General features: G+C 45.2%; 21 protein-coding genes, 1 pseudogene and 1 riboswitch. Of the genes and pseudogenes, 11 read left to right on the forward strand and 11 right to left on the reverse strand.

What is annotated here, in order from left to right; translation table 11 throughout:
* From rhuM to B5F78_RS00030, 6 genes and pseudogenes are all read left to right on the forward strand, one after another.
* Nucleotides 1-618 (forward strand): RhuM family protein (rhuM, locus tag B5F78_RS00005; protein WP_241148246.1); only part of this gene is annotated, 618 nt, incomplete at its 5' end.
* Nucleotides 602-997, forward strand: coding sequence for a type I restriction enzyme endonuclease domain-containing protein (locus B5F78_RS00010; RefSeq protein ID WP_239473347.1), 396 nt, complete (start codon nt 602-604; stop codon nt 995-997). The genes rhuM and B5F78_RS00010, both read left to right, overlap by 17 nt.
* Before the next feature lie 89 nt (nt 998-1,086).
* Nucleotides 1,087-1,297, forward strand: a riboswitch (cobalamin riboswitch).
* A 50-nt stretch (nt 1,298-1,347) separates the two neighbouring features.
* Nucleotides 1,348-3,360 (forward strand): TonB-dependent receptor, encoded by a 2,013-nt coding sequence (locus B5F78_RS00015; RefSeq protein WP_087405624.1) that lies wholly within the window; start codon nt 1,348-1,350, stop codon nt 3,358-3,360.
* 12 nt (nt 3,361-3,372) lie between these two features.
* Nucleotides 3,373-4,512, forward strand: a pseudogene (locus B5F78_RS18000) (YncE family protein); the annotation flags it as partial.
* Between the two features lie 1,409 nt (nt 4,513-5,921).
* Nucleotides 5,922-7,361: a DUF5074 domain-containing protein gene (locus tag B5F78_RS00025; protein WP_087405625.1), complete on the forward strand. Its 1,440-nt coding sequence runs from the start codon at nt 5,922-5,924 to the stop codon at nt 7,359-7,361.
* A 155-nt stretch (nt 7,362-7,516) separates the two neighbouring features.
* Nucleotides 7,517-8,764 (forward strand): DUF5074 domain-containing protein, encoded by a 1,248-nt coding sequence (locus B5F78_RS00030; protein WP_140399961.1) that lies wholly within the window; start codon nt 7,517-7,519, stop codon nt 8,762-8,764.
* A 71-nt stretch (nt 8,765-8,835) separates the two neighbouring features.
* Here B5F78_RS00030 and B5F78_RS00035 read toward each other — a convergent pair whose 3' ends face one another.
* From B5F78_RS00035 to B5F78_RS00055, 5 genes are all read right to left on the reverse strand, one after another.
* Nucleotides 8,836-9,711: a mechanosensitive ion channel family protein gene (locus tag B5F78_RS00035; protein WP_022039733.1), complete on the reverse strand. Its 876-nt coding sequence runs from the start codon at nt 9,709-9,711 to the stop codon at nt 8,836-8,838.
* 96 nt (nt 9,712-9,807) lie between these two features.
* The gene (locus tag B5F78_RS00040; protein ID WP_022039732.1) at nt 9,808-10,419 is read right to left on the reverse strand and encodes an L-threonylcarbamoyladenylate synthase; all 612 of its coding nucleotides are present in this window, start codon (nt 10,417-10,419) and stop codon (nt 9,808-9,810) included.
* A gap of 80 nt (nt 10,420-10,499) precedes the next feature.
* On the reverse strand, nt 10,500-11,690 hold the full coding sequence (locus B5F78_RS00045; protein WP_022039731.1) for an FprA family A-type flavoprotein: 1,191 nt from the start codon (nt 11,688-11,690) through the stop codon (nt 10,500-10,502).
* A gap of 48 nt (nt 11,691-11,738) precedes the next feature.
* Nucleotides 11,739-12,665, reverse strand: coding sequence for a TIGR01212 family radical SAM protein (locus tag B5F78_RS00050; RefSeq protein WP_087405627.1), 927 nt, complete (start codon nt 12,663-12,665; stop codon nt 11,739-11,741).
* 175 nt (nt 12,666-12,840) lie between these two features.
* Nucleotides 12,841-13,746 carry a beta-galactosidase small subunit gene (locus B5F78_RS00055; RefSeq protein ID WP_140399962.1) on the reverse strand — a complete coding sequence of 302 codons (906 nt, stop codon included), beginning with the start codon at nt 13,744-13,746 and terminating at the stop codon, nt 12,841-12,843.
* 379 nt (nt 13,747-14,125) lie between these two features.
* Here B5F78_RS00055 and B5F78_RS00060 point away from each other — a divergent pair, with 379 nt between their 5' ends.
* On the forward strand, nt 14,126-14,485 hold the full coding sequence (locus tag B5F78_RS00060) for a BlaI/MecI/CopY family transcriptional regulator (protein ID WP_013619187.1): 360 nt from the start codon (nt 14,126-14,128) through the stop codon (nt 14,483-14,485).
* A 299-nt stretch (nt 14,486-14,784) separates the two neighbouring features.
* Complete coding sequence (locus B5F78_RS00065; protein WP_087405629.1) at nt 14,785-16,344, forward strand: M56 family metallopeptidase; 1,560 nt, start codon at nt 14,785-14,787, stop codon at nt 16,342-16,344.
* Between the two features lie 89 nt (nt 16,345-16,433).
* Here B5F78_RS00065 and B5F78_RS00070 read toward each other — a convergent pair whose 3' ends face one another.
* From B5F78_RS00070 to B5F78_RS00090, 5 genes are all read right to left on the reverse strand, one after another.
* Nucleotides 16,434-17,372, reverse strand: a complete 939-nt coding sequence (locus B5F78_RS00070) for a Ppx/GppA phosphatase family protein (RefSeq protein WP_013619185.1) — start codon at nt 17,370-17,372, stop codon at nt 16,434-16,436.
* On the reverse strand, nt 17,369-19,435 hold the full coding sequence (locus B5F78_RS00075; RefSeq protein WP_022039726.1) for an RNA degradosome polyphosphate kinase: 2,067 nt from the start codon (nt 19,433-19,435) through the stop codon (nt 17,369-17,371). The genes B5F78_RS00070 and B5F78_RS00075 overlap by 4 nt, the downstream gene beginning before the upstream one ends.
* Nucleotides 19,436-19,544: 109 nt before the next feature.
* Nucleotides 19,545-20,663, reverse strand: a complete 1,119-nt coding sequence (locus B5F78_RS00080; protein ID WP_087211478.1) for a glycosyltransferase family protein — start codon at nt 20,661-20,663, stop codon at nt 19,545-19,547.
* Nucleotides 20,660-21,469, reverse strand: a complete 810-nt coding sequence (locus B5F78_RS00085) for a UDP-2,3-diacylglucosamine diphosphatase (RefSeq protein WP_087211515.1) — start codon at nt 21,467-21,469, stop codon at nt 20,660-20,662. The genes B5F78_RS00080 and B5F78_RS00085 overlap by 4 nt, the downstream gene beginning before the upstream one ends.
* Nucleotides 21,470-21,545: 76 nt before the next feature.
* Nucleotides 21,546-21,746 carry a type II toxin-antitoxin system HicB family antitoxin gene (locus B5F78_RS00090; RefSeq protein ID WP_022039723.1) on the reverse strand — a complete coding sequence of 67 codons (201 nt, stop codon included), beginning with the start codon at nt 21,744-21,746 and terminating at the stop codon, nt 21,546-21,548.
* Nucleotides 21,747-21,899: 153 nt separating this feature from the next.
* On the opposite strand from B5F78_RS00090, the gene B5F78_RS00095 reads away from it, so the two are divergent.
* Complete coding sequence (locus tag B5F78_RS00095) at nt 21,900-22,553, forward strand: HAD family hydrolase (RefSeq protein WP_022039722.1); 654 nt, start codon at nt 21,900-21,902, stop codon at nt 22,551-22,553.
* A 91-nt stretch (nt 22,554-22,644) separates the two neighbouring features.
* On the opposite strand, the gene pfkA is transcribed toward B5F78_RS00095, so the two are convergent.
* Entirely contained in the window at nt 22,645-23,625 is a 981-nt protein-coding gene (pfkA, locus tag B5F78_RS00100) for a 6-phosphofructokinase (protein ID WP_013619179.1), read from the reverse strand.
* A 232-nt stretch (nt 23,626-23,857) separates the two neighbouring features.
* On the opposite strand from pfkA, the gene B5F78_RS00105 reads away from it, so the two are divergent.
* Both B5F78_RS00105 and B5F78_RS00110 read left to right on the forward strand, forming a co-directional pair.
* Nucleotides 23,858-24,169: a nitrous oxide-stimulated promoter family protein gene (locus tag B5F78_RS00105; RefSeq protein WP_087405630.1), complete on the forward strand. Its 312-nt coding sequence runs from the start codon at nt 23,858-23,860 to the stop codon at nt 24,167-24,169.
* Nucleotides 24,170-24,407: 238 nt separating this feature from the next.
* The gene (locus B5F78_RS00110) at nt 24,408-25,103 is read left to right on the forward strand and encodes a NigD1/NigD2 family lipoprotein (RefSeq protein WP_087405668.1); all 696 of its coding nucleotides are present in this window, start codon (nt 24,408-24,410) and stop codon (nt 25,101-25,103) included.
* Nucleotides 25,104-25,204: the final 101 nt, after the last annotated feature.

Raw genomic sequence — 25,204 nt, forward strand, 5'->3', positions numbered from 1 at the left:
GACGAAGAACAGGAGCGAAAAGGACCAAAAAATCGCCCAAAGCACACACGAAAACGGATACATCAAGCCAAGAAAAACTTTTTGGAGAAATTCAAAACAGCTTCTAAAACTGGAGAATTGGAGGAAAATCCAACTTGTGCATTTTTTGCACAAGTTCGCACAGAAGGCAAAAGAACTGTTACTCGACAAATACCTTATTATAACTTAGACATGATTATTTCGGTCGGTTATCGCGTAAACTCTTTACGCGGTACGCAATTCCGCATTTGGGCAAATAAAGTATTAAAAGAATATCTGGTGAAAGGTTATGCCGTCAATAAAGCTTTGACGGAACAACGCTACACGGAATTGAAACAGTTAGTCGCCGTCTTGGGCAGGACTGTCAAGGCACAAGAGGCATTAACTTCCGATGATGCCCTCAATCTGGTAGAAGTGGTTTCCGATTATGCTTATGCCCTCGATACGCTGGACAAGTACGATTATCAGCAGTTGGCGGTAGAGCAGACTACGAACGAAGCAAAGTTCCGTGCAACGTATGAAGGTGCCATGCAAGCTATCGAAGAACTGAAGGCAAAGTTCGGCGGAAGCCAATGGTTCGCCCATGAGAAAGATGTATGATATTCTGAAATCCATAGCCAAACAGTTTAGTTTTGAATATCCCGAAAATAAGTTACTTAAACTCGCTGCTGAAATCAAGAAAATTGTAGCAGATAAATCCAAGTACACCGACTGGTCCACTCGTGATGACATAAAGGCAGAACTGAAAATGGATTTGATTTTGGTCTTAACCGAATATGGCTACCCTCCAGTAACAAATGACGAGGTGTTTAAAACAATTTTGGAACAAGCGAAGAACTTCAAGAAATACAATAGATATAGTCAATCAGAAATAAAATGCGAAAAATCATTTGTCATGCTGCATAGTGAAGCATCTCGGATGCACCCACTTATCCACACAGGTGTTTTTAGAGCGTATGCGATACGCCCCTACAAGTAATTTATAAAATGTGCACACCGCATAGTGGCTTTAAATCGTGGGCACGATGGCTTTATTGCAGACCTATTGCACATTTAAAATAAAAACCTTACTTTTGCATCGTAATTGGTTCTGCCTGTCTGTTCAGACAAGCGGATTAAAAGGGAATCGGGTGAAAATCCCGGACAGTCCCGCTGCTGTGAAGCTTCAATAATCTTCCGGTAAAGGCTATTACCACTGATGCGTTGTATCTGAAAAACGTATTGGGAAGGTTCCGGAAGAGAAGTCAGTCAGAAGACCTGCCAAGAGTTTATGTTATCCGTGTGCGAGGACAACACGGTTAATTGGTTTATTGAATACACTTTTTATTTATGGTTAAACAAAAAAGCCGGCTTGTCTGGCTGTTATCGTTTTGGGCTGTATGGAACCATGCCTGCATTTTGTATGCCCAGAACTCGACCGACAGCCTGCAACACTTGAATGAAGTGCTGGTCACCGCACGTGCCTTGCAGAAAGACATCATTCCCGTACAGAGCTTGTCGGGAGAACAACTCCAAAGGCTAGGTTCGCACAACGTTGCTGACGCGTTACGCTATTTCTCTGGTGTACAACTGAAAGATTATGGAGGCATCGGAGGATTGAAAACGGTCAATATCCGAAGTATGGGTACCAACCACGTAGGGGTATTCTACGATGGCATCGAACTGGGAAATGCACAAAACGGAACTGTAGACCTGGGGCGTTTTTCGCTCGACAATATGGAAAGCGTCACACTCTACAACGGACAGAAAAGTGCCATTTTCCAGTCGGCTAAGGACTTTGGTTCGGCAGGTACCATCTATCTCCAGACGCGTATTCCCAAGTTTGAAGACAACAAGAAATATAATGTCAAGGCTACATTCAAGACCGGTTCGTTCGGAGTAGTAAACCCTGCCATCCTTTGGGAACAGCAAATCAACGAAAAGTTAAGCAGTTCCTTCAGTGCCGAGTATTTGTACACCACAGGTAAATATAAATTCCGCTATGCCACTGAAGGAGGCTATGACACCACTGCTGTGCGCCAGAATGGTGACGTAAACGCCCTGCGCATCGAGCATGGGTTATACGGTAACATCAAAAACGGCTACTGGCGTACCAAACTGTATGCTTACTTTTCCGACAGAGGTTATCCAGGAGCCATTGTGCGTAACAAGTTTACACACGAAGACCGCCAGAACGATGCCAATTTCTTTGCCCAAGCACTGTTCCGGAAAGATTTCTCGGAACGTTACCATTTTCTTGCCAGTGCCAAGTATGCCTACGATTACCTGCATTACCTTGCCGACCCGAACAAAGATGAATCGTTGATGTACATCAACAACCGTTACCGGCAGCAGGAACTTTATGTTTCGACTGCCAATTGCTTTGACCTGACACCGTACTGGAGCCTGAACCTGTCGGCAGACTGGCAATTCAACCTGCTGAATGCAAACTTGAAAGACTTTGTCTATCCACGGCGGAACACAGGACTTTTTGCTGCAGCCACAGCCTTTCATTTCGACTGTATACAATTGCAGGCAAGTGTACTGGGCACGTTTGTATCCGACCGTCTGAAAGAAAACGGACAACCGGCATCCGACAAGCTGGAATGGACACCATCGGTTATACTGAGCTACCGACCGTTTAAAAAGATAGACCTGAATTTCCGTGCCTTCTACAAACAGATATTTCGCATGCCTACCCTGAATGACCTGTACTACACATTCGTAGGCAATGCTTACCTTGACCCTGAATATACTCACCAATATAATATAGGTGTAACTTACAGAAAAGACTTCAAAAACCTGTGGATGAAACACATCGAGCTACAAGCCGATGTATATTACAACGAAGTAAAGAACAAGATAGTAGCAACCCCTACTTCCAACTTCTTCCGCTGGACCATGGTCAATCTGGGTGAAGTGGAAATCCGGGGCATAGATGTAGCTGTACAAACCGACTGGAAACTGGGTAAAGAAGCCTTGCTAAGCGGACGCTTGAATTACACTTATCAGAAAGCACAAGACTTTACCGATCCCGATAATGAATTTTATGGTGGACAAATACCCTACATACCCTGGCACAGCGGATCGGCAGCGGTTAACTTCAATTGGCGTTCATGGGAAGCCAGTTACAGTTTTATCTATACCGGCGAACGGTATTCTTCACAAGCCAACCTGCCCGTCAACTATCAACCGTCGTGGTACACCAGCGACTGTTCTCTTTCGAAACGGCAACGCATCCGTTCGCAAGAATTGAAACTGACTTTGGAAGTGAACAATCTGCTGAACCAACAATACGAAGTAGTATCGTGCTACCCGATGCCCGGCATCAATTTCAAATTCATCGTGCAATATATGTTTTAAAATATACCTCTTATGAAAATCAGAAGATATCCGCTTGTCCTGCTCCTGCTGGCATTGCTGTCGGGATGCAGGGAAGAACTGCCTGTGCTCGACTCGGAGCAGGAAATCATTACCTACCCTACCGACCCTAAGGACATTGAAGGCTTTTTTCTTCTCAACGAAGGAAACATGGGAAGCAACAAATGTACAATTGACTTTTTCAATGCACGGGGAGGATATTACCTTCGCAACATTTATCCGGAAAGCAACCCCGACATCGTAAAAGAACTGGGAGATGTAGGCAACGACATTCAGATACACGACGGAAAACTATATGTAGTGGTCAACTGTTCACACTTTGTAGAAGTGATGGACGCATGCACAGCCAAACATCTGGGAAGCGTCAACATTACTAATTGCCGCTACATAACCTTCGAAGATGACAAAGCCTATGTCAGTTCGTATGCCGGACCGGTCCAGATAGATCCAGAAGCACGCCCCGGCAAAGTGGTAGAATTTGATACGAATACTTTCCAGATAACCCGCGAAGTGGTAGTAGGTTATCAGCCTGAAGATATGGCTATCGTTAACGGAAGACTGTATGTAGCCAACTCGGGCGGTTACCGTTACCCGAATTATGACCGTACCATTTCGGTCATCGACTTAGAGAGTTTTCAAGTGGTCAACACCATTGATGTAGCCATCAACCTGCACCAGATGGAAAAAGACTCGAAAGGAAACCTGTATGTTATTTCACGGGGAGACTATTATGGAGAAGGCTCGGATATCTACGTCATAGACCCTACTACCGAAACCGTAACCGGAAACCTGGGAATCTCTGCCAACCAAATGTGGATGGATGACGACCTGCTTTACATCATCTCTTCCGAATGGAGCTACACAGCCGGAAACAACGAAGTAGGTTACCGCATCTACGATACGGCACAAGGCAAAATGATTTCCGACAAATTCATTACCGATGGCACAGAAGCCGATATCCGACTTCCATACGGCATTGCAGTCAACCCTGAAACCAAGGAAATCTATGTAAGCGATGCTACCGACTACGTAACACCGGGGTATCTTTACTGCTTCACCTCCGAAGGCAAAAAACAATGGAGCGTACGTACAGGCGATATTCCGGCACATTTCGCCTTTGCCACAGAACCTTTCTATTACAACGATGCTCCGGAAGAAACAACCAGTTCGGCATACATCACCCAAGTAATCGAATACATGCCAGCTCCAGGCCAGTTTGTCAATGCTATGCCTGAATACGAAGAAGGCGACACACAGGAAGACATGAACCGGAAAGCCTTGGAAGCTATCGGGAATAACAATCGTGGCATGATTTCGCTAGGAGGATATGGAGGTTATGTCATCGTAGGCTTCGACCATCGGATTGAAAACAAAGCAGGACTACGGGATTTCCGTATTCTGGGCAATGCTTTTCAAGGAGCTTCTACTGCTGCAAGCGGAGGCAGTTACGAACCGGGTATCATCCAAGTTGCATTAGACGAAAATCAAGACGGACAGCCAGACGATGGACAATGGTATGAAATAGCCGGAAGTGCCCATCACGACCCACAGCAGGAAACATGGTATGAAACAGCCCTGAACGCCGGTTGTGACATGGCTTTTTACAACGATTACGAAATTATTTACCAAGCTCCCGAAGGAGAACCGGCCACCGAAGAAGAACAACAAACGTACATCTGCTGGACAGACAACAAAGGACAAACAGGATACATCCGGAAAAACGTCCATAACACCCAGTCTTATTATCCACAATGGATTAGCGACAAGGAGTTACGCTTCGAAGGTTCACGACTTCCGCAAAATGGAATAGACCAAAGTGGAAACGGTACCTACTTTATCCTTTATCCGTTTACATACGGATATGCCGACAATGCCATGAATACCAATGATGAATCTGCTATTGACATTGACTGGGCAACCGACAGCGACGGTAATAAAGTCGATTTACCTGGTGTGGACCTCATTAAGATATATACCGGAATCAATCAGGAAAACGGATGGATAGGCGAATGCTCTACAGAAGTGAGTGGCGTGGAAGACCTGCACATGCTGGGTGAGGAAATCCCTACACGCTAACTTAGAAGCTGTTTTGAATTTCTCCAAAAAGTTTTTCTTGGCTTGATGTATCTGTTTTCGTGTGTGCTTTGGGCGATAAATTCAAAACAGCTTCTTAAGAACTGCCTGATAATGCTAATCAGAAGTTATACCATCGCGGTATGAAATTGTGCATTTTTGTTGATGCTATATAGAACACAGACTACATAAGAATACACAGAAGAATAGGTCAATAAACAATATGCTAATGTGAAAATATAGGTCATTCGCTGTAAGATTATTAATCTTACAACAGACGAGGTTATCCCGTTTTAACTAATCTGGGTATGATGAAGTACAGTAATGCGAGGCGGACAGAACGTAGACAGCATGCCGGAACTGTGGCATTAACAAAATACACAAATCCATACCGCGCATAGTATAATAGTATAACTCCCCTGATCCGCATAAATAACAAATTGATATACAAAACAAAAAAACAAAAGGAAATGAAGAACTTATGCAATTGGCTGCTGATACTGATTTTAATCGGTACCACAGCATGTAAAGACGACAACACTCCAGTAGAACTCCAAACACCGGTATTCGAATTGACCGACAGCATAGGGCAAGACCGACCTGTCACCGTGGTTCCGGGAGAGACCTGCCAGATAAAATACCTAGCCGAACATATAAACAGCATTACAGCCGACAACGTACCCGAGGGATGGCAAGTCAATATAAACGAAGAAACGACCTGCATTGGTATCACTGCCCCATCGGCTTCGGAAAATGTTTCCAAGACCTTCAGCTTGCAATTGACTGCACAAGGTGAAAACAGACAAACTGTTACACTCAGCATAAACTTCTATCTTGTCACATTCGATGACCCGAAAGGAACATTTGTTCTGAACGAAGGAAATATGACCTCCGAAAACGGCTCACTTCTTTACATTACCGCCGAAGGATACATCGTAGACAATGTATACAAACGAGTAAATGGTACAGAACTGGGCAATGTACCCCAAGACATGTGTCAATACAACGGAAAAACCTACATCATTTCCCAAAACGGGAACGGCAATGCGATGGGAGCAGAATCGGATAATGACGGCATGTTGGTCATAACCGACACACGTACACTAAAGAAACTGAAAAGTTATCCGAAAGAGACGCTCAGCCCGCTGGACTGGCCTACACACATTGCCGTTATCGATGAAGAACACATTTATATCCGTGACAATGCCGGTATATGGCGAATGAACGAAAACGATGCATCGCTGACCTTTATCAAAGGTTCGGAAGAAGCCCCCAAAGCACCGTTTGCCATTGTCAATGGAAAGGTGTACACCTATTACAACCAAAACTTCATGACAGGACTTTACGAAATCACTCCAGGTAATGACCAAATTACAAACATTTCAGTACCGTTCTATTCGTTATATGGTATTACAGGCATAGCTTCAGCTCCCGACAACTGCCTGTGGATAATGAGTACTAAATTTGGAGGTGAAATCTCCATGAACCGGTACAACCCTGCGACTCAAGAAGACCTGGAGCGAAATTACATCAGCGAAGTCCCGTCAGTCGGGTCATCAGGATGTGCCTTTGCCACACATGGCAACACAATTTATTATGCCAGTGGAACAACTATTTATCGCCTTGACTTCCGTCCAGACATAGACCAAGACAACAAAACACCACAAGATGAAATATTGACAGACTTGTCTTTGCTGGATGAAAAAGCCCAAATAATGTACAATGGCCTAGGGGTAAATCCCACCACAGGATATGTATATGCCAATACCCTGAAAGGAGTGGGACCGTTCTATACCACCAATCAACTTTGGGTATTCGACTTTGCAGGAAGCACCGGTACTCCTCTGTTCAAGTTTGAAAACTATACCCGCTTCCCGGCAGGCTTCTTCTTTATACCATGCGCAGTATAGATTTGTGCATTCTGTGTTCTATGATAGCATTCACAAAGAGACAAAAAGGTATTGGCATCTAACTTCCAGTCCGCCTGGCGGACGATAACTTCTTCCAACTCCTTCTTAACTCCTGATTGACATTACTAACTGAAATAAAAAAGAAATTACATTTTATGAGAAAAACAACGTTCTTCCTATTGGCAGGCTACTTATACTTTACAGCCTGCAGCTCGGACAACATCAAAACTCTCCATCCTGAATCTGAGCCTACCGACAGCATATCCCAACCAGCCCTTGAAGGATATGCTTCACCAAACGGCATATTAATACTGAACGGAGGGGCACGCATGCTAGAGAACGGCTCTTTATCCTACATTGCTCCTGATGGTACTGTAGAAACAAATGTATACAAAAAAGTAAATGGAACCGAACTGGGCAACCAGGCAGATGCCCTCTACCGTCATGGTAACAAACTTTATATTTTGTGTGACGACTATCTGAACCTTGACGAAGTCCCACAAGGAGACGGACTCCTGATTATCGCCGATGCAGAAACCATGAGAAAAGAAAAAGCCTATCCCCGTGAAATGATGACATTTGCCAGACCGGAGGGTTGCTTGCAAGAAAACGAACGCCTTGAAGTAGAAGCCAATTTATCGAACATCATTGTATTGGACGAACACAATGTATTTATCACAGACGCACAAGCTGCATATCGTTTCGACAGTACAACCGATGAACTGCATTTGATAGAAGGAAGCTATGCCTTAGGCAATCAAGGTGTTACCATCGAATCCATTATCTCTCCCAACGGTATGATGGCTATTGACGGCCATATCTATGCAGGAGCCGGCGGATTTTGGTCGGAGACAAAACTGGTAGAATTCAGCAAAGACAGCAACCAGATTAACCGCACGTTGGCTTTGGGAAAGGGGAATCTCATCAGTGGACTATGCCTGTTGGACGACGGTACGTTGGTAGCAGCCACATACACACGTGGAAACAACGTAACCTACCTTTATTATATCGACCTCGAATCATGGAACATCGCAAAAGAAACAGAAATCAGGACAAGCATCTCACCTGATTATTTCAACACCGCCTCGTCAAGTATTTTTTCGTATAAAAACAATATCTACTTCCCGGAAAGTGAAACTCGTATTTCACGCCTGTCAGCCGATAACGGAAAAATAGAACCGTACATCGACATCCGGAAAGATGCTCCGAATGCCAATGGTTTCGACTGTATGACCATTGATGCACAAAACGGCAAACTCTACATCTCCACACATTCAGAATGCTTTGAAAATGTCATTCCGCAGTCTAATGTCCTGATATACGACCTGAACTCAGACCGTACGCAGGCTACGCGCTGCATTTCCGATATCACACATTACGCCACAGGAATTTATCCCATGTAAAAAACAAGGCGAGGCTGTGATAAGATTATAAAAACAGCCTCGCCCCTTGGCTTATCATCGTTTCGCCTCTATCAGTCTTTCGCCTGATGTACGGTCAATTGTGGGAATGGGAAACCGATACCTTCCTTATTAAAGGTTTCATATACCGTCTTGTTCATATCGAAATAAACATCCCAATAGTCTGCCGTTTTTGCCCATGCACGTACCTTAATGTCCACACTACTTGCAGACAAAGCCCCTAAAGCAATCATCGGTGCCGGAGTCTTTAAGATACGCGGATCATTATCAATAATGCGTTGAAGCACTTCTTTTACCCGCTCAAAATCTTCACCATATTCTACACCGAACACCCATTCGGCACGACGTGTCTCCTGCTTACTGTAATTGGTGATGGCATTACTGCTCAATAATCCATTCGGTACATAAATAATCCGATTATCCACAGTGGTCAACACTGTATGGAATATCTGAATTTCTTTCACGGTGCCGCTTTCATCGTCAGGGCCATCGATATAGTCTCCCACCTTAAAAGGCTTGAACACCAGAATTATCAGACCACCGGCAAAATTAGACAGATTACCTGATAATGCCATACCAATAGCCACACCTGCCGAAGCCAGCAAAGCAGCCAGACTGGTAGTTTCCACTCCTAACTTGCTGATAACAGCAAAAGCAAGTACAATATTTAGCAACAAACTGACCAGACTTTCCAAAAAAGTCCGTACGCTCACTTCCAACTTCCTCCGTTCCAGTATTTTCCGGAACAGACGATTAATCTGCTTGATGACAAAACGCCCTATAATGAAGATTATCAAGGCAGCCAAAATACTTTTTCCCGCATCAATACTCCAATTCAACAGTTTGTCAAGCAAATCTTCTACATTAACTAATTTCGTTCCCGATTCTGCAGCCAGCAAAACCACATTCAATAAAGTTGATAATACCATAATTACTTCGTTTATTTGCACATTTCTTTTAATGAATGTCCGCATTTCACCTAATTGCCCCTACATAGGATGTTTTGCGGAATTCAATTTTCTTTCTTATACCTCCAGTTCACCTTTTCCCTGGCGGACAATTTCGGGTATATCTTCACAACAATTAATGACGGTAGAAGGTTCGATGCCTCCTATACCTCCGTCAATAATCAAATCGACTTCTTCGCCGAATTTTTCATCAATCAACTCAGGATCGGTTATATATTCTATATCCTCACCTTCCCGCAAAGGCAAGGTAGTGGTCAGAATCGGAGCTTCAAGCAAACGGCAAATTTCACGGATGATAGTATTATCGGGCACACGGATACCCACTTCTTTTCGGTTGCGAAATATCTTGGGCAGACGGCTGTCAGCTTTTAAGATAAAGGTAAAGGGACCGGGAAGATTACGTTTCATCAGCTTAAAAGTGGCATTCCCTACTTGCGCATATTCGCTGATATTGCTCAAATCGTAGCAAATGATAGAAAGGTTGTTCTTCTTCGGATTCAGGTTCTTCAGTCGGCAAATCTTTTCGATAGGACGTTCTTTCAAAGCGTGGCATCCCATCGCATACATCGTGTCGGTAGGATAAATGATAATTCCTCCGTCATTCAAGATATCCACGATATGCTGCAACACATCGGGATCATTGTGCTTGTCGTACAGTTTCTGTATCATAGGCTTCTTAAAAATTCACCACAGATTACACAGATTATTTTATTTATTTTTAATCTGTGTAATCTGTGGTGAAAAAAACATCACTTGCGGTCAGCTTTCAGCCGTTCTGCCATCGCCTTCGCCAGTTCTTTCGCCTGACGGGCGGTGTCCTGCCCCATGCTCTGCTTCATCTCAACCGGATTGCCTACAATTTCGAACTTCAACTTTTCGGCATATTCGGCAAGTTTCTTTACAGCTGCACTTGCCCAGGTATACGAACCGAAATAGCCCATCACACGGTTCTTCATCTCGCGGGCAGCTACCTTACTGAGCAAAGCTTCCATTTCGGGATAAAGATGCATATTATAGGTAGTACATCCCACTATCAGACCTTTGTAGCGGAAAATATCTGCCAAAATATACGAATGCGGTGTCTTCGATACGTTGTGCATCACGATGTTCTTGATACCCTGTGCGCTCAGCTCCTCGGCAATGGTTTCCGCCAGTTCTTCGGTATTGCCATACATCGTTCCGTATGCAATGACCACACCTTCCTCGCCTTCGTACCGGCTCAGGCGGTCATACAAGTCAACTACTTGCGGAATCTTCTCCGTCCATACCGGTCCGTGGGTAGAACAAATCATCTGAATATCAAGCCCCTTGCATTTCTGCAAAGCCTTCTGTACCGGATTGCCGAATTTACCGACAATGTTCGAGTAATACCGACGCATCTCACCTTCGTAGATTTCGGTATTGATATCCTTATCGATACAGCCACCGTTCAATGCACCAAAGCAACCAAACGCATCTCCCGAAAACAAGATACCTTCGGTTTCATCGAACGTAACCATCGTCTCGGGCCAATGTACCATTGGTATCAAGTAGAAACGCAAATTGTGATGCCCCAGTTTCAGGAAATCACCTTCACCCACTACATAACGGTCGCCTCCAATACCATAGAAACCTTCCACCATATCGAATGTTTTCTTGTTGCCTACCAATACGATATCGGGATAATATTGCTTGATCAAGGCAATAGAGCCAGAATGGTCAGGCTCCATATGGTTAATAATCAAGTAATTGATTTTACGGTCACCTATTACCGACTTGATTTTCTTCAGATATACTTCGAAGAAAGCCACATCAACCGTATCTACCAATGCTACCATCTCGTCATCGGCTATCAAATAAGAGTTATAAGACACTCCGTATGGTAATGGCCATAAATTTTCGAACAACGCTTTCGAGCGGTCGTTCACACCTACATAATGTACATTCCCTTTCAGTTTCATGATTGTTTCAAATTAGTGACTTTTAAACTTTAACCTTTTTACCTATTATTATATGTAATATTTTCCTTGCCAGGCATCACGCTCGCACATACGTCTCTGCAAGCGGGCGGTAAACTCGTGATTTTTCAATCCCCAGTCGGGAGCAAGCAACAGCTCTTTGGGAGATTGGGAAATGAAACGCTCCAACACCAGGTCTGGACGCAGATGTTCCACATAATCTATCACCACATCGATGTATTCATCGACCGAATACAAATGAAAATCGCTGGGATTTCTTTCATACTCGTATGCCATCCGTGTTCCTTTTATCAACTGCAACTGGTGCAGTTTCAAGGTAGTCAGCGGCAACAGCGACAAAGCCTTGGTCTGCTCCAGCAGTGCTTGTTTTCCATCTTCTCCCGGAAGACCTACTATGACATGACCTCCTGTCCGTATCCCCCTTTCCGCTGTACGCCGTACAGTTTCTTGGGTACAAGCAAAGGTATGTCCACGATTGATACGCTGCAAAATTACATCGTTTGTACTTTCTATCCCATACTCAACCAACAAAAATGTCCGTTCATTCAATTCAGACAGATAGTCCAACAATTCCTCCGGCATACAATCCGGACGCGTCCCGATTACCAATCCCACCACATCCGGCACAGCCAAAGCTTCCTCGTACATCTGCACCAGCTGCTCCAATCCGGCATAAGTGTTGGTATATGCCTGAAAATAAGCCAAATATTTCATCTGTGGATATTTACGGGAAAAGAACTGTTTCCCTTCTTCCAACTGCACTGCTATTGGTTTTTCCGTCCGGCAATATTCGGGATTGAATGTCTGGTTATTGCAGTACGTACAACCACCGTATCCCTTCGTGCCATCACGATTAGGACACGTAAATCCTGCATTTACCGACAACTTCTGCACTTTGAACGGAAAATGTGCTGCCAGAAAAGCCGAAAAGTCTTTGTAACGTACGCGTTTATCCATACATAACGATATTTCCGGCGCAAAGATACAAGTTTTTGACGAATACACCAAAAACACCAAGACTTATACTTTACAGTCACATACCTGTTATTTGCAACAAAGGAACACAATGTCTTTTACCATGTGTTCCTCTGCAACAAATAACAATAAGAGATAATTATACCACAAAACAACCTTAACGGACAGGCTGGATCATGAATGTAAATTGATAATCCTGATAAGGCATCTGATATTTTTCTAACGGTTTAGCTCCCCAGCTGTTAACACAACCCAGCCCTGCCTGACGCAAGGCTATCCTGACAACACTGAAGTTACGAGGTATCAATTCACCGGAGTGCGACCGATGGTCAAATTTATCAATGCCATCATCTAAATCACTGTCCAAGAAATTCAGTGCACTACACTCCATCGGAGTTGTCGCGCATATACGCAAGCCGTTACCGCTTTCGTCCAGCATATCCCAATACCTTACTTCAGTCTTGTTTCCACTTTCTTGCGGACGGATATAATTCCAGTATTGCCCAGCTACAGACTGAGTGTATACTCCCAGACGATTTCCTGAATTACGGTCTATATAATTCTCACGAGGTCCTTTTCCGTAAAAACGAATTTTCCCAAATGCTTTCGGCATGACCAGCTGCATACCGAATCGTCTCAGTTGAGGTTTCTGTTTTGATTCCGGATCAACAGTCAAAGCCTCTTTTATAACTAACTTTCCGTCCGAAGCCAGCATATAAGTCATTTTCAATTTCGATGCCACATCAGGCAAGTCATACTCTGCCAAAATTTCCGCACCGTTTTCCATTTCCCTGTAATCGAACCGGACAAGTTTCATCATCGGGTCACACCACACACGGGAATCCTTAGCATACCCTGCTCCATAATCTTTGTCGGTCGGTGCTCTCCAGAAATCAGGACGGATGGCATACCCTTTTTCCAGCATCGGTTTTCCGTCAATGTCCAAATAGTCAATCCAGCCGGTACGTTTATTGAAGGTTACAACTGTTTTGCCCGACTGCACAACCAGGCAAGCCAGAGTACTGTCGCAAATAATCCTGTTTTTCCCCATCAGCTTCTTCACATCCGGATATTCATTAAAAACAAACGAAACGGTAACTTATCAAACAGACAAGCCTGTATTTGCTTTTAAGCACTGCTTCTTTTATGCATTCAAATAAATAGATTTTATGGTTTCCATATCAAAACCGTACGGTTTCCATATCAAGAACGTACGGTTTCCATATCGAGAACGTACGGTTTTGAATTGGAAACCATAAAACTTACTGATATAAATTGCTATATTACCGCAAAAGCATTGGCATTACAACATACGCTTTCCGCAAATATGCTTTTTTCTATTTCCTCCACAGACTTTCGCCACTGTTCACCATTATTAACTATAAAAATTAGTTGAATAACTAAAACTTTTAGTTACTTTGCGGAAAACAAACAGAAATAGCATGAAAAGACTGACCGCAAAAGAAGAAGAAGTAATGGGATTTTTCTGGGAGAAAGGTCCTTTGTTCGTCAAGCAGCTGCTGGAGTTCTATCCCGAGCCGCGTCCGCACTTCAATACGCTTTCCACCATTGTGCGCGGACTGGAAGAGAAAGGCTATCTGGCGCATACGGCATTCGGCAATACGTACCAATACCGTGCCGCCGTGTCGAAAGACGAGTTCAAGCGCGGGACGCTGAAAAGCGTCATCAGCAAGTATTTCAACAATTCCTACTTAGGGGTGGTCTCTTCGCTGGTAAAGGAAGAGGAGATTTCGATAGAGGAGCTGAAAGAGCTTATCAAGCAAGTGGAGGAAGGGAAATAAGGTTGTGTTAGTTTTTGAGTTTTTGAGTTTTTTAGTTTTTGAGTTTTTGAGTTTGTCAGTTTGGAGTTATTGAATTACTAAAAGATAAACTCAAGAACTTAAAAACCAACAAACTTAAAAACTCAATATGAATGTCCTCATTTTGCCAAATTGCCTGTAGGGGCGTATCGCATACGCCCGAATGCATCAACTAATCCACGTGGATGTTTTTCAGGGCGTATGCGATACGCCCCTACATTGGCTATCTGCGGACATACTTAAAAACTTAAGAACTCAAAAACTTAAAAACTCAAAAAGATATGGGACTATTTTTTATCTATATACTGAAAGCATCGGTCTGCCTGGCTTTGTTCTACCTTTTTTATAAGGTATTGCTGAGCAAGGAAACGTTTCATCGGTTCAACCGGCTGGCATTGCTTGGCATATTGGTCTTGTCGTGCCTCCTGCCTGCGGTAAAGATTGCCATCAGCGAACCTACGGCATTGAACCAGACCGTATCGGACTTGGAAAGCCTGCTGATGCTGGCTGAACTTCGTGCAGGAACAGAAGCCGCGGAAACGGTTTCCCGGTTCGGATGGCAAGAAGCAATGGTAAGCATTTACCTGATAGGAGCTTTCTGCTGCTGCATCAAGAGCCTTATCGGAATCGGGCGGATATGTACCGTCATCCGCAGGAACCGGAAAGAAAGGCTGGCAGACGGGAGCATCCTGGTACGTTATCCGGGGAAAATCGCCCCGTTCAGCTGGATGCATTACATCGTGATGCCGGACACAGACCTGAAAGAAGACAACAGGGCGATAGTGGCACACGAGCAAGCCCACATCCGCCTCCGGCACTCGTGGGACCTGCTGCTTGCCCAAGCGTGCATCGTTGTGCAGTGGTTCAATCCGGCGGCATGGCTGGTGAAGCAAGAATTGCAGAACATCCACGAATACGAAGCCGACGAAGCCGTACTGGCATCCGGCGTCAACGCCAAGGAATATCAATTGTTATTAATAAAGAAAGCCGTTGGCTCAAGGCTCTACTCTCTCGCCAACAGCTTAAATCACAGTTCACTTAAAAAACGTATCACTATGATGATGAGAAAAAAATCGAACCCGTGGGCACGCGCCAAGTACCTCTACGTACTTCCGCTGGCTGCAGTAGCTGTAGCCGCTTTTGCCCGTCCCGAAATCTCGAAACCGCTGAATGAGATTTCACGTGTCAAAGTTACGGAATTTCCGGCAATATCCGATGCCGTAACAAGTGAAAGTATCGAAAAAACCGATACACTTAAAGGAAAGCCCCAAACGATAGTCATCGTGGGGGACAAAAACAATCCGGACAATGAGGAAGAACCTTATACGGCGGTAGAACAGATGCCCCAGTTCCCGGGCGGTCCAAGCGAATTGATGAAATACATCAGCGCGAACCTGCGCTATCCCGAAGATGCTAAGCAAGCAAAGAAATCGGGCAGGGTGATAGCACGGTTTACCGTACAAGAAGACGGAAGCATAGCCGATGTGGAAATCATACGCAGTGTTTACCCCAGCATGGATGCCGAAGCCATCCGTGTACTTCAAGGTATGCCCCAATGGCAACCGGGCATGCAGGACGGGAAAGCCGTAGCCGTGAAATACACCGTTCCTATCATGTTCAATGCAGATAATGAAGAAAAGACAGATAGTACGAAAATCGTTTTCAACGAAAACGGTGTATTAATTCTTGTGGATGGAAAAGAATTTCCTACAAAAGACTTGTTCACGATTGACCCGAATACAATTGAAAAAGTAGAAATCATAAAAGACCCTGAAAAGATTGCTCCCTACGGGGAAAAAGGTAAGAACGGCGTAATGCTGATTACGATTAAAAAGCATTAAATGAAGAATGAAGAATTAAGAATGAAGAACTCGTCACGCTGGATGAAAATTCTTCATTCTTAATTCTTCATTCTTCATTAAAAAAAGCCTCATTTTTCCGCATCGAGCGACTTCAATGATTTCCCGTGTTCGCGCTCTTCCTTGCTTCCGGCATAAAGTCCATCGATGATACCGTCGGCAAGACCAATGGTTGGCACATAGATATATGAGGAGCCTAAGATATCGGCTATGGTCAGGAAGATGTTGCCTGCAGGCACGATAACATCTGCACGGTCGGGCTTCAGGCTAAACTTATCCATACGCTCTTCCACCGACAAGACACTCAATTCGTCGTACAAGCCACGCAGGGTTTCTACCGTCATCCGCTGGGCTTTCTTGTCTTTCTTCTCCGCCAGCCGGTAAAGCTTGTTGATGTTTCCTCCCGAACCGATGATGTTGGTATCGGGATATTGGCGGGCAAGTTCCGCCATATCCTCTTTCAGGCGCGTCCACTCGCTTTCCTTTACCGCCTTGTTCAGCAAACGCACGGTACCGATGTTGTACGAACGGCTGCACTGCAATTCTCCTTGCGAAAGCAGGTTGATTTCGGTAGAGCCGCCTCCTACATCCACATACAGGTAATTGCCCGTGCGGTCTTTCATATATTCAATGTGGTTGTTATAGACGATTTGCGCCTCTTCCTGTCCGCCGATAATCTCAATGTGAATACCGGTTTTCTTCTCGATTTCCTTGATGATGTCCATACCGTTCTTGGCATCGCGCATCGCCGAAGTGGCACACGCGCGGTACTTCTGCACATCGTAAATCTTCATCAGATAGGCATACGATTTCATCAGGCGCATCATGTTCTTTTCACGCTTTTCCGAAATCTTTCCCTTGCCGAACACATCAAAACCCAGGCGGAGAGGCACACGCAGCAGCAATTCCTTCGTGAACTTCGCCTGTCCCTCATTTTCTTCAATCCGTTTCACCAGCAAACGGGCGGCATTCGAACCGATGTCGATTGCCGCATAATTCATCTCTGTCATTCTTCTTTCTCGTTTTTAGCTACATAGTAATTATACAATGCTTCTTGCGAACGGAAAGGTTGTTCGTCGACAATGGCGTGAAACTCATTATCGCCCGTACCATCGACAATACGTCCCTGAAGCGTATCCTTCAGTCCATACTCCACGATACGCTTCATTTCCTCTTTGATATCGGGGTCGTAAACAGGTGTCACCACTTCTACCCGATTATCCAGGTTACGGGGCATCCAGTCGGCCGAGCCGATGAACACTTTCTCCGTACCGCCCGCAGCGAATACAAAGATACGAGAATGTTCCAAATAACGGTCAATAATTGCGTTAATTCGTATATGATCACTCACTCCGGGCACATCGGTGACCAGCGAGCAATTGCCCCGCACCACCAAATCGATATCTACACCGGCTTGAGAAGCTTCATACAGTTTGTCCACCATCATAGGGTCGGTAATGTGATTGACCTTGATTTTGATATAAGCCGGCTTTCCCGCTTTCTTGTTCTTGATTTCATCACGAATCAAAGCGATGAACTTGTTTTTCATCTCATTGGGCGAAACCAGCAATTCCTTGAACTTAATTGGAACATACGGACGCTCGATAAAGTCGAATACGGCATTCACGTCCTTCACCAGCCTGGGCGAAGCCGTCATCAACATACAATCGGTGTACATACGGGCGTTACCCTCGTGGAAGTTTCCGGTGCTGATGCAAGCGATGTCCGGACCGGTCTTCATCCCGATGTGGGTAATCTTGGAATGCACTTTCAAGCCCTCCACACCAAAAATAACGCGGATACCCGCATCCTGCATCTTCTTCGACCAGTTGACATTGGAAGCCTCGTCAAAACGTGCCAGCAACTCGATGACTACGGTCACCTTCTTTCCGTTGCGTGCGGCAGCTATCAACGCCTTTACCACTTTCGACTCTTTTGCCAGACGGTAAAGGGTAATCTTTACACTGGTCACCTGCTTGCTTACGGCAGCTTCCTGCAACACACGGATAAACGAATCAAAGCTATGATAAGGCACATGGATAAAACGGTCTTTCTTCTGTATTTTCTGAAGCAGGCTATCCGGACCGTCCAGGCTCTTACGCAAGATACAAGGCCATGCGGGATATTTCAGGTCGGCACGGTCGCAATCGGGAAAACGCATAAAATCCTTATGGTTCTGATAACGTCCGCTTGCCATCACCGTATCGTTCTTGTCCACATCCAGTTTTTTCAGCACGCGTTTCAGCAGGTCCTTCGGCATACTGCTATCGTAAAGCACACGCAAAGGCTCGCCGTGCTTACGGCTCTTCACCCCTTTCAATATCTTCTGCAAGGTACCGCTATTGGCATCGTTGTCGATTTCCATTTCCGCATCACGGGTAAACTTGTAAGTATAAGCCTCGAAATGAGTATATCCCAATCCCTCGAACACCAGAGGGAGGCAGCACCGGATCACATCGTCCAAATACATCAGATAACGCTTCTCGCCTTCGTTAGGAAGACGGACAAACCGCCCGCATACGCTTACCGGCAGTTCCAGGAATGCATAATCTGCCACCCGTGTGCTTTCCTCTTTGCTCACCTTTACGGCGAGGTAAATGTTTTCATCGTTTCCGAAATCGAGCGAACGCACCTCCGAAAACCAAATCGGAATAACCTGGCCGCTCAACTTCGACTTATAAAAAGAATATATGAATGCCTTCTGTTCGGGAGATATTTCGGTATCGGAAAGCAGGAAGATATTTTCTTTGCGCAACTCTTCGGTAATGCCTACCACAGCTTCGCCATACTCCTTCACATAACGCGAATTGAGGCGGGATATCTGCTTGATAAGTTTCTTAGCATGTTCGCTTTCCGAAGCCGCCGACTTATCCGCACATTCGGCTATCCGGCTCTGCGAAGCCATGCGCACACGGAAAAACTCATCCAGATTATTCGAATAAATGCCTAAGAAAGACATACGCTCCAACAAAGGCACATGCGGACGGCATGCTTCCTGCAGAATACGCCGATTAAAGAACATCCAACTAATATCCCGATCCAAATAGGGGAACTTCTTTTTCTTCTGTAACATAACTAAACATTTTTCTGCAAAGAAAGACAATTCTTGTTACATTACGATTGCAAAACCAAAAAGAATCCCTAAATAATTCTAATCAGCTCAAAAAAAAGGCGACAAGTCCTCACACATACTCCTCCACCATATACATTCCTTGCATGTAATCGTGCGAGATATGTTTTTCCAATTCGTTCAGGATGATGTAACGCGAAGAGCGCACCCATGTCCCGAACGTCGGGTCAGGCTGGTAAGTCCCGGCAAATGCCAACAGCTTGTCCAGGTTGAATCCTTCGTCTACAATCCCACTTCCGTCCAAAGTGGCATCGTACGCATTGCACTCCTGCTCGATATGTGCCGGTACCATCAGGATAGGCTTACCCAGATACATCGCCTCGCATATCGACTCGAAACCTGCCGTACTGGCGTATGCCTTGCAACCTGCCATCTGGCGCAGGAACTCCCGGTCGTCCAACTGATAAAACGACAAGGTTTCGTCTATCTTTTTCACCGGTTCTTCTTCCCAATGGTCCCAAAAGAAGCGCAAAGGTACCTGAGGATGTTCTTCGTGCCAGCGGCGCACATAATCAGAAAATCCAGAATTGACCATATACCCGTGAATATAATCGCCTTTCACCGGCTCCTGCTCGAACACTTCCTGACGCAACAGGGGAGGAATGATGCTGATACGATGCTTCTCATCGTCTTTCATCGCACGAAACGAAAGTGCCAGCCTGCGCGATGCACCTAACGAAGTGAGACGGGTGAAGAGGTTCATCAGAAACGAACTGCACCGGTTCTTTCTCGGCATCCGGAAATCCTTATGCAGGAACAGATACTGATGTCCGATACATACCATCGGAACAGACGGGCGGAAGAAGAAATAAGTAAGCCCCGTCATCAGTTCGTAAAAATTGATGACCAGGTCGGCTCCCGTTTCACGGATACGCCGGTTGACGTAGCACATACTTTCATAGTATTCGGGCAATTTCAGCAAGCTGTACATAAAACTCCGGCTCAGATTGGCACGCCTGTTGGCGCGCGTAGGCAGAAAATTGGGGCTGATAATATGTTTGATAGGTGCCTGAATGTTCCGAATGAAAAACCCCGGCAAACGGCGTGACTCACTCTTGCCTACCAGCACTTCCACCACATCGTGGCCGTTCTCACGTAACAGTTTTTCCAGCGAAATCGCTTGAGTCAAGTGTCCCCTTCCCTCTCCTTGGACTACGAATAATACTCTCATGATGCTACAGGTATAATTGATAATACGGACTTTTTTTCTTCCATTTCCTTCTGTTTAACCATCTCCGTGTAATAAACCACATTCCAATTGCCTTCCTTGTCTTCGGTCAAGGCAGACATCGTCTCTACCCAGTCGCCCGAATTCAGGTAATGGATGCCATCTATCATCCGGTTCTCCGGATGGTGAATATGCCCGCAAATCACCCCATCGCATTTCCGGTTGCGTGCAAAATCCACCAGCACCGTTTCGAAATCGGATATATAATTCACGGCCTGCTTGACTTTTTGCTTGATAGCCTGCGACAACGAGTAATAAGGCTTACCCCGCCTGATGCGGTACTTATTGTAAAGACTGTTCATCTCCAGCAACAAGGTATAGCCGATGTCACCCAGCTTCGCCAGCCATTTCATCCCCGATGTCACTTTGTCGAACACATCCCCATGGGTTACGAAATAATGCTTGCCGTTGCTTTCCAGCACATAGTCTTTCACAAGGGTCAGGTTGGCAAACTGCAAGGGGATAAGACTCTCCAGAAAATCATCGTGATTGCCCCTCACATATACAATCTCCGTCCCCCAATTCTCCATCATCTTCATCAGAATCTTGAAAAAACGCGTATGTTCGGCTTTCCATTTCCGCACACCCGACTTCTGCAGACTCCAGCCATCGATAATATCGCCGTTCAGGATAAGACGGTCGCAATCTACCGCACTCAAAAAATCACTCACCTGATTCACTTTCGAATGAGAAGTACCCAAATGGATATCCGAAAGCACTACCGTACGGTAATGAGGTCTTATGTTCATCATATAGTCCGATTTAAATCAATACAAAGAAAGTACTTTTTTATTACAATCCAAAAGATAAAACTAAAATAATTTATCAACTTACATCTTCCAGCGTGTATATCAAGGATATTTCCCGGAAATATTCTTCGGCCACTTCCATCAGATTTTCAAGCGCGTCATCTTCTGTCTCGCCGTAAGCACAGCATTGGTCATAGTCTGACAGATAAGCATAATAACCGCCATCGGCTGTGCATTCCAACACATAATTTTCAGAAAAAGGAGTACCTATATTCATAATCGTCATTTTTTTAAACTTCCCAAAAGTCTCCTTTTCATATTACAATATGATGTATATGATGTTACTTTTCTGTTTATCCGATGAAGACATGCCATTTTTTCTGCCAATTATCGTATCTTTGCAGGCAGAAACACAAAAAATGACATGGAAATGAAAAAACTGATTATATTCGACCTTGACGGCACTTTACTCGACACCATAGCCGACCTGGCTGGAGCCACTAACCATGCACTTGCCACTTATGGTTATCCCATTCACGAGACAGACGCTTACCGGTTCTTCGTAGGCAACGGCATCAACAAACTTTTCGAACGGGCTTTACCCGAAACAGAACGAAACGAAACGAATATCATGAAAATCCGTTCCGTTTTTATACCTTATTATAATAAGCACAATGCCGACCTGAGCCTGCCATACGCAGGAATCACACACGTATTGGAAACTCTCCAGGCTAAAGGATGCCAGCTTGCCGTAGCATCGAACAAATACCAGGAAGCCACCACCAAGCTTATCACCCAATACTTCCCTACCCTCTCTTTTGTCCGTATTTTCGGACAACGGGAAGGCGTGCCGGCCAAACCTGACCCTGCCGTAGTATTCGAAATCATGCAGGCTGCAGGAGTATCTCCTCAAGACACAGCTTACATCGGAGATTCAGGCGTAGACATGCAGACGGGCATCAATGCCGGAACAGAAACCATTGGTGTAAGTTGGGGGTTCCGTCCGCGCACCGAACTGGAAGCCTACCATCCGGCATTCATCGCCGATACACCCGAAGAATTGCTGTCTTTTTTAGGTAACTAGGAACCAGTTGACTAGGGACTAGGTTCTGAATACCTTAGTAAAACTATTTAAAACCTAGTACCTAGTCAACTGGTTCCTAGTCCCTAAAAGCTTAAATAGACAACTCGTCAAGCACCTGAATAAGCGACTTGTCGAGCGGCTTGTCTTTCTTGATGGCTTCCGAGAAAGGCACATACACCACCTTATCATTGCGGATACCTATCATCACGTTCCGCTGGTCTTCTTTCAGCGCCTCGATAGCACCTACCCCCAGGCGGCTTGCCAAAATACGGTCGTACGCGCTCGGAGAACCTCCCCGCTGCAAGTGCCCCAAAATGGTGACACGCACGTCGTATTGCGGATATTCTTTCTTCACACGCTCGGCATAGTGCATGGCTCCTCCGTCCTTAGGCGATTCGGACACAATCACGATACTGCTGTTCTTCGACTTGCGGAAGCCGCGCCCGATAAACTGCTCCAGCTGGTCTACGTCGGTCTGGTCTTCCGGGATAATGGCAGCTTCGGCTCCCGAAGCTATCGCACTGTTCTGGGCAAGGAATCCGGCGTCACGCCCCATCACTTCCACAAAGAAGATGCGGTCGTGCGAAGTCGCGGTGTCACGTATCTTGTCCACACATTCCACGATGGTATTCAGTGCCGTGTCATAACCGATGGTCGAGTCGGTTCCGTACAAGTCATTGTCAATCGTTCCGGGCAAACCGATACACGGCACATTAAACTCTTGCGCAAAAGTCAGCGCACCCGTCAACGAACCGTTCCCGCCGATGACAATCAACGCATCGATGCCTGCCGCCACCATGTTATCATACGCCACCTTACGGCCTTCCGGAGTCATGAAGTCCTTCGAACGTGCCGTTTTCAATATCGTACCTCCACGCTGGATAATGCTGCTTACATCCTGCGTGGTAAACTCCTTGATTTCATTCCGAATCAAACCTTCATAACCTCGGTAAATGCCTTTCACCGTATACCCGTTGAAAATAGCGCTGCGTGTCACCGCACGGATAGCCGCATTCATGCCCGAAGCATCACCTCCCGAAGTCAAGATTCCAATACATTTAATTTGTTTCATACCGTCTTATCTGTTAGTTAGTTAAATCTGATGCCTTCCCTTACGGAAATGCACCCCAAATGTAAGACATTCATAACGAAACGCGCAATCTGTAAGTATAAAATATTTAAAATGCCGTAAAATCACATCTCTTTCCCAAAAGCATTTTGAGCTTTCCGGGCTTTTCGTTATCTTCGCTTTTCAAAATTCACACTTTTCCGGATACCAAATCAAAGAAATCATCATCAAAACCATGAGCCGCACCCCCTCACACATCGAACGAGAGAAGCGCGTAGTAACGCAAATGATCAGGCTCTATTGCCGCCATAAAGAAGGAAACGCCACGCTCTGCCCCGCCTGCCAGGCACTTTTGGAATATGCCCATGCCCGCCTCTCGCATTGCCGCTACGGCGAACAGAAACCCACCTGCAAGCAATGCCCCATACATTGTTACAGCCCTCGGATGCGCGGGCAGATGCGAACCGTCATGCGCTACGCCGGACCAAAGATGTTACTTTATCACCCTGTTTCTGCACTTGTGCATTTATGGAAAGAACTTTTTTGAATAAGCAACTGTTTTGAATTTGTCGTACAATGATTTAGGATAAGTTTTTATGAATCCTACAAACATCCCATGTACTATGTAGGGACGGAGTCAGCCCTTACATGGCTATTGGGAAAAATGAGAATATTCATTAAATAAGTGCCCATTATTTGTTTCAATATTTTTAACATCTAAAGATGCATGATTTATGCTTACCTTGCATTTCATAGACAAAAGTAACACATTAGAACCTACGAATATGAATGCAATGAACAAATGGACCAAGACGTTACTGCTAGCCACAGCAATGGGCGGCACACTCGCTTTTTCATCGTGCCTGGACGATGATGACAATTACTACACAGCCTACAACGGTGCAATCGTTACTGCCAAAACAGATACCGACGGCACATTCTACCTGCAATTGGACGACAGCACAACCGTACTTCCGGTCAACATCGCTACATCTCCATTCGGCGACAAGGAAGTAAGAGCACTGATGAACTTTGATTTTTCGGAAGAATCTGCCGGCAAATACGACCAAGCCGTCACAGTCTATTGGATGGACAGTGTCTTGACCAAACCAATGGCAACCGATCTGGGAGAAAAAAATGACTCGGTGTACGGCACCGACCCTATCGAAATCGTACGCGATTGGGTGAACATAGCCGAAGACGGATACCTCACACTACATTTCAGGACGGTATTCGGCAACGGTGGAACCAAACACATGGTCAGCCTCCTGCCGACAAATAATCCAGAAAACCCGTATGAAGTGGAACTACGCCACAATGCATATGGGGACACTTACGGAGAACAAGGAGACGGAATGGTGGCATTCAGACTCGATGCACTGCCCGACACCCAAGGCAATACTGTCAAACTGAAACTGATCTGGCAATCATATAGCGGCGAGAAGTCGACTGAATTCGATTATCGCTCACGGGAAGAATAAAGACAAAGAGGGTAAGGAAGTCCCCCATTCCTTACCCGACATATTTTTTCACCTCTTCAACACATGAATTTCGCAGATTTTTGCCTAAGTTTGCCGAAAGA

It is taken from the genome of Bacteroides sp. An279, from assembly GCF_002159615.1.
GTDB classification, from domain to species: domain Bacteria; phylum Bacteroidota; class Bacteroidia; order Bacteroidales; family Bacteroidaceae; genus Phocaeicola; species Phocaeicola intestinalis.

What these genes read in the sequence shown, in the direction of transcription:
- B5F78_RS00075 (WP_022039726.1), bottom strand. Translation starts at nt 19,435, where the DNA reads ATGTTACAGAAGAAAAAGAAGTTCCCCTATTTGGATCGGGATATTAGT.
- B5F78_RS00010 (WP_239473347.1), top strand. Translation starts at nt 602, where the DNA reads ATGAGAAAGATGTATGATATTCTGAAATCCATAGCCAAACAGTTTAGT.
- B5F78_RS00015 (WP_087405624.1), top strand. Translation starts at nt 1,348, where the DNA reads ATGGTTAAACAAAAAAGCCGGCTTGTCTGGCTGTTATCGTTTTGGGCT.
- B5F78_RS00050 (WP_087405627.1), bottom strand. Translation starts at nt 12,665, where the DNA reads ATGGATAAACGCGTACGTTACAAAGACTTTTCGGCTTTTCTGGCAGCA.
- B5F78_RS00035 (WP_022039733.1), bottom strand. Translation starts at nt 9,711, where the DNA reads ATGGTATTATCAACTTTATTGAATGTGGTTTTGCTGGCTGCAGAATCG.
- B5F78_RS00045 (WP_022039731.1), bottom strand. Translation starts at nt 11,690, where the DNA reads ATGAAACTGAAAGGGAATGTACATTATGTAGGTGTGAACGACCGCTCG.
- B5F78_RS00105 (WP_087405630.1), top strand. Translation starts at nt 23,858, where the DNA reads ATGAGCCGCACCCCCTCACACATCGAACGAGAGAAGCGCGTAGTAACG.
- B5F78_RS00095 (WP_022039722.1), top strand. Translation starts at nt 21,900, where the DNA reads ATGAAAAAACTGATTATATTCGACCTTGACGGCACTTTACTCGACACC.
- B5F78_RS00065 (WP_087405629.1), top strand. Translation starts at nt 14,785, where the DNA reads ATGGGACTATTTTTTATCTATATACTGAAAGCATCGGTCTGCCTGGCT.
- B5F78_RS00040 (WP_022039732.1), bottom strand. Translation starts at nt 10,419, where the DNA reads ATGATACAGAAACTGTACGACAAGCACAATGATCCCGATGTGTTGCAG.
- B5F78_RS00080 (WP_087211478.1), bottom strand. Translation starts at nt 20,663, where the DNA reads ATGAGAGTATTATTCGTAGTCCAAGGAGAGGGAAGGGGACACTTGACT.
- B5F78_RS00110 (WP_087405668.1), top strand. Translation starts at nt 24,408, where the DNA reads ATGAATGCAATGAACAAATGGACCAAGACGTTACTGCTAGCCACAGCA.
- B5F78_RS00070 (WP_013619185.1), bottom strand. Translation starts at nt 17,372, where the DNA reads ATGACAGAGATGAATTATGCGGCAATCGACATCGGTTCGAATGCCGCC.
- B5F78_RS00090 (WP_022039723.1), bottom strand. Translation starts at nt 21,746, where the DNA reads ATGAATATAGGTACTCCTTTTTCTGAAAATTATGTGTTGGAATGCACA.
- B5F78_RS00085 (WP_087211515.1), bottom strand. Translation starts at nt 21,469, where the DNA reads ATGAACATAAGACCTCATTACCGTACGGTAGTGCTTTCGGATATCCAT.
- B5F78_RS00030 (WP_140399961.1), top strand. Translation starts at nt 7,517, where the DNA reads ATGAGAAAAACAACGTTCTTCCTATTGGCAGGCTACTTATACTTTACA.
- B5F78_RS00060 (WP_013619187.1), top strand. Translation starts at nt 14,126, where the DNA reads ATGAAAAGACTGACCGCAAAAGAAGAAGAAGTAATGGGATTTTTCTGG.
- B5F78_RS00025 (WP_087405625.1), top strand. Translation starts at nt 5,922, where the DNA reads ATGAAGAACTTATGCAATTGGCTGCTGATACTGATTTTAATCGGTACC.
- pfkA (WP_013619179.1), bottom strand. Translation starts at nt 23,625, where the DNA reads ATGAAACAAATTAAATGTATTGGAATCTTGACTTCGGGAGGTGATGCT.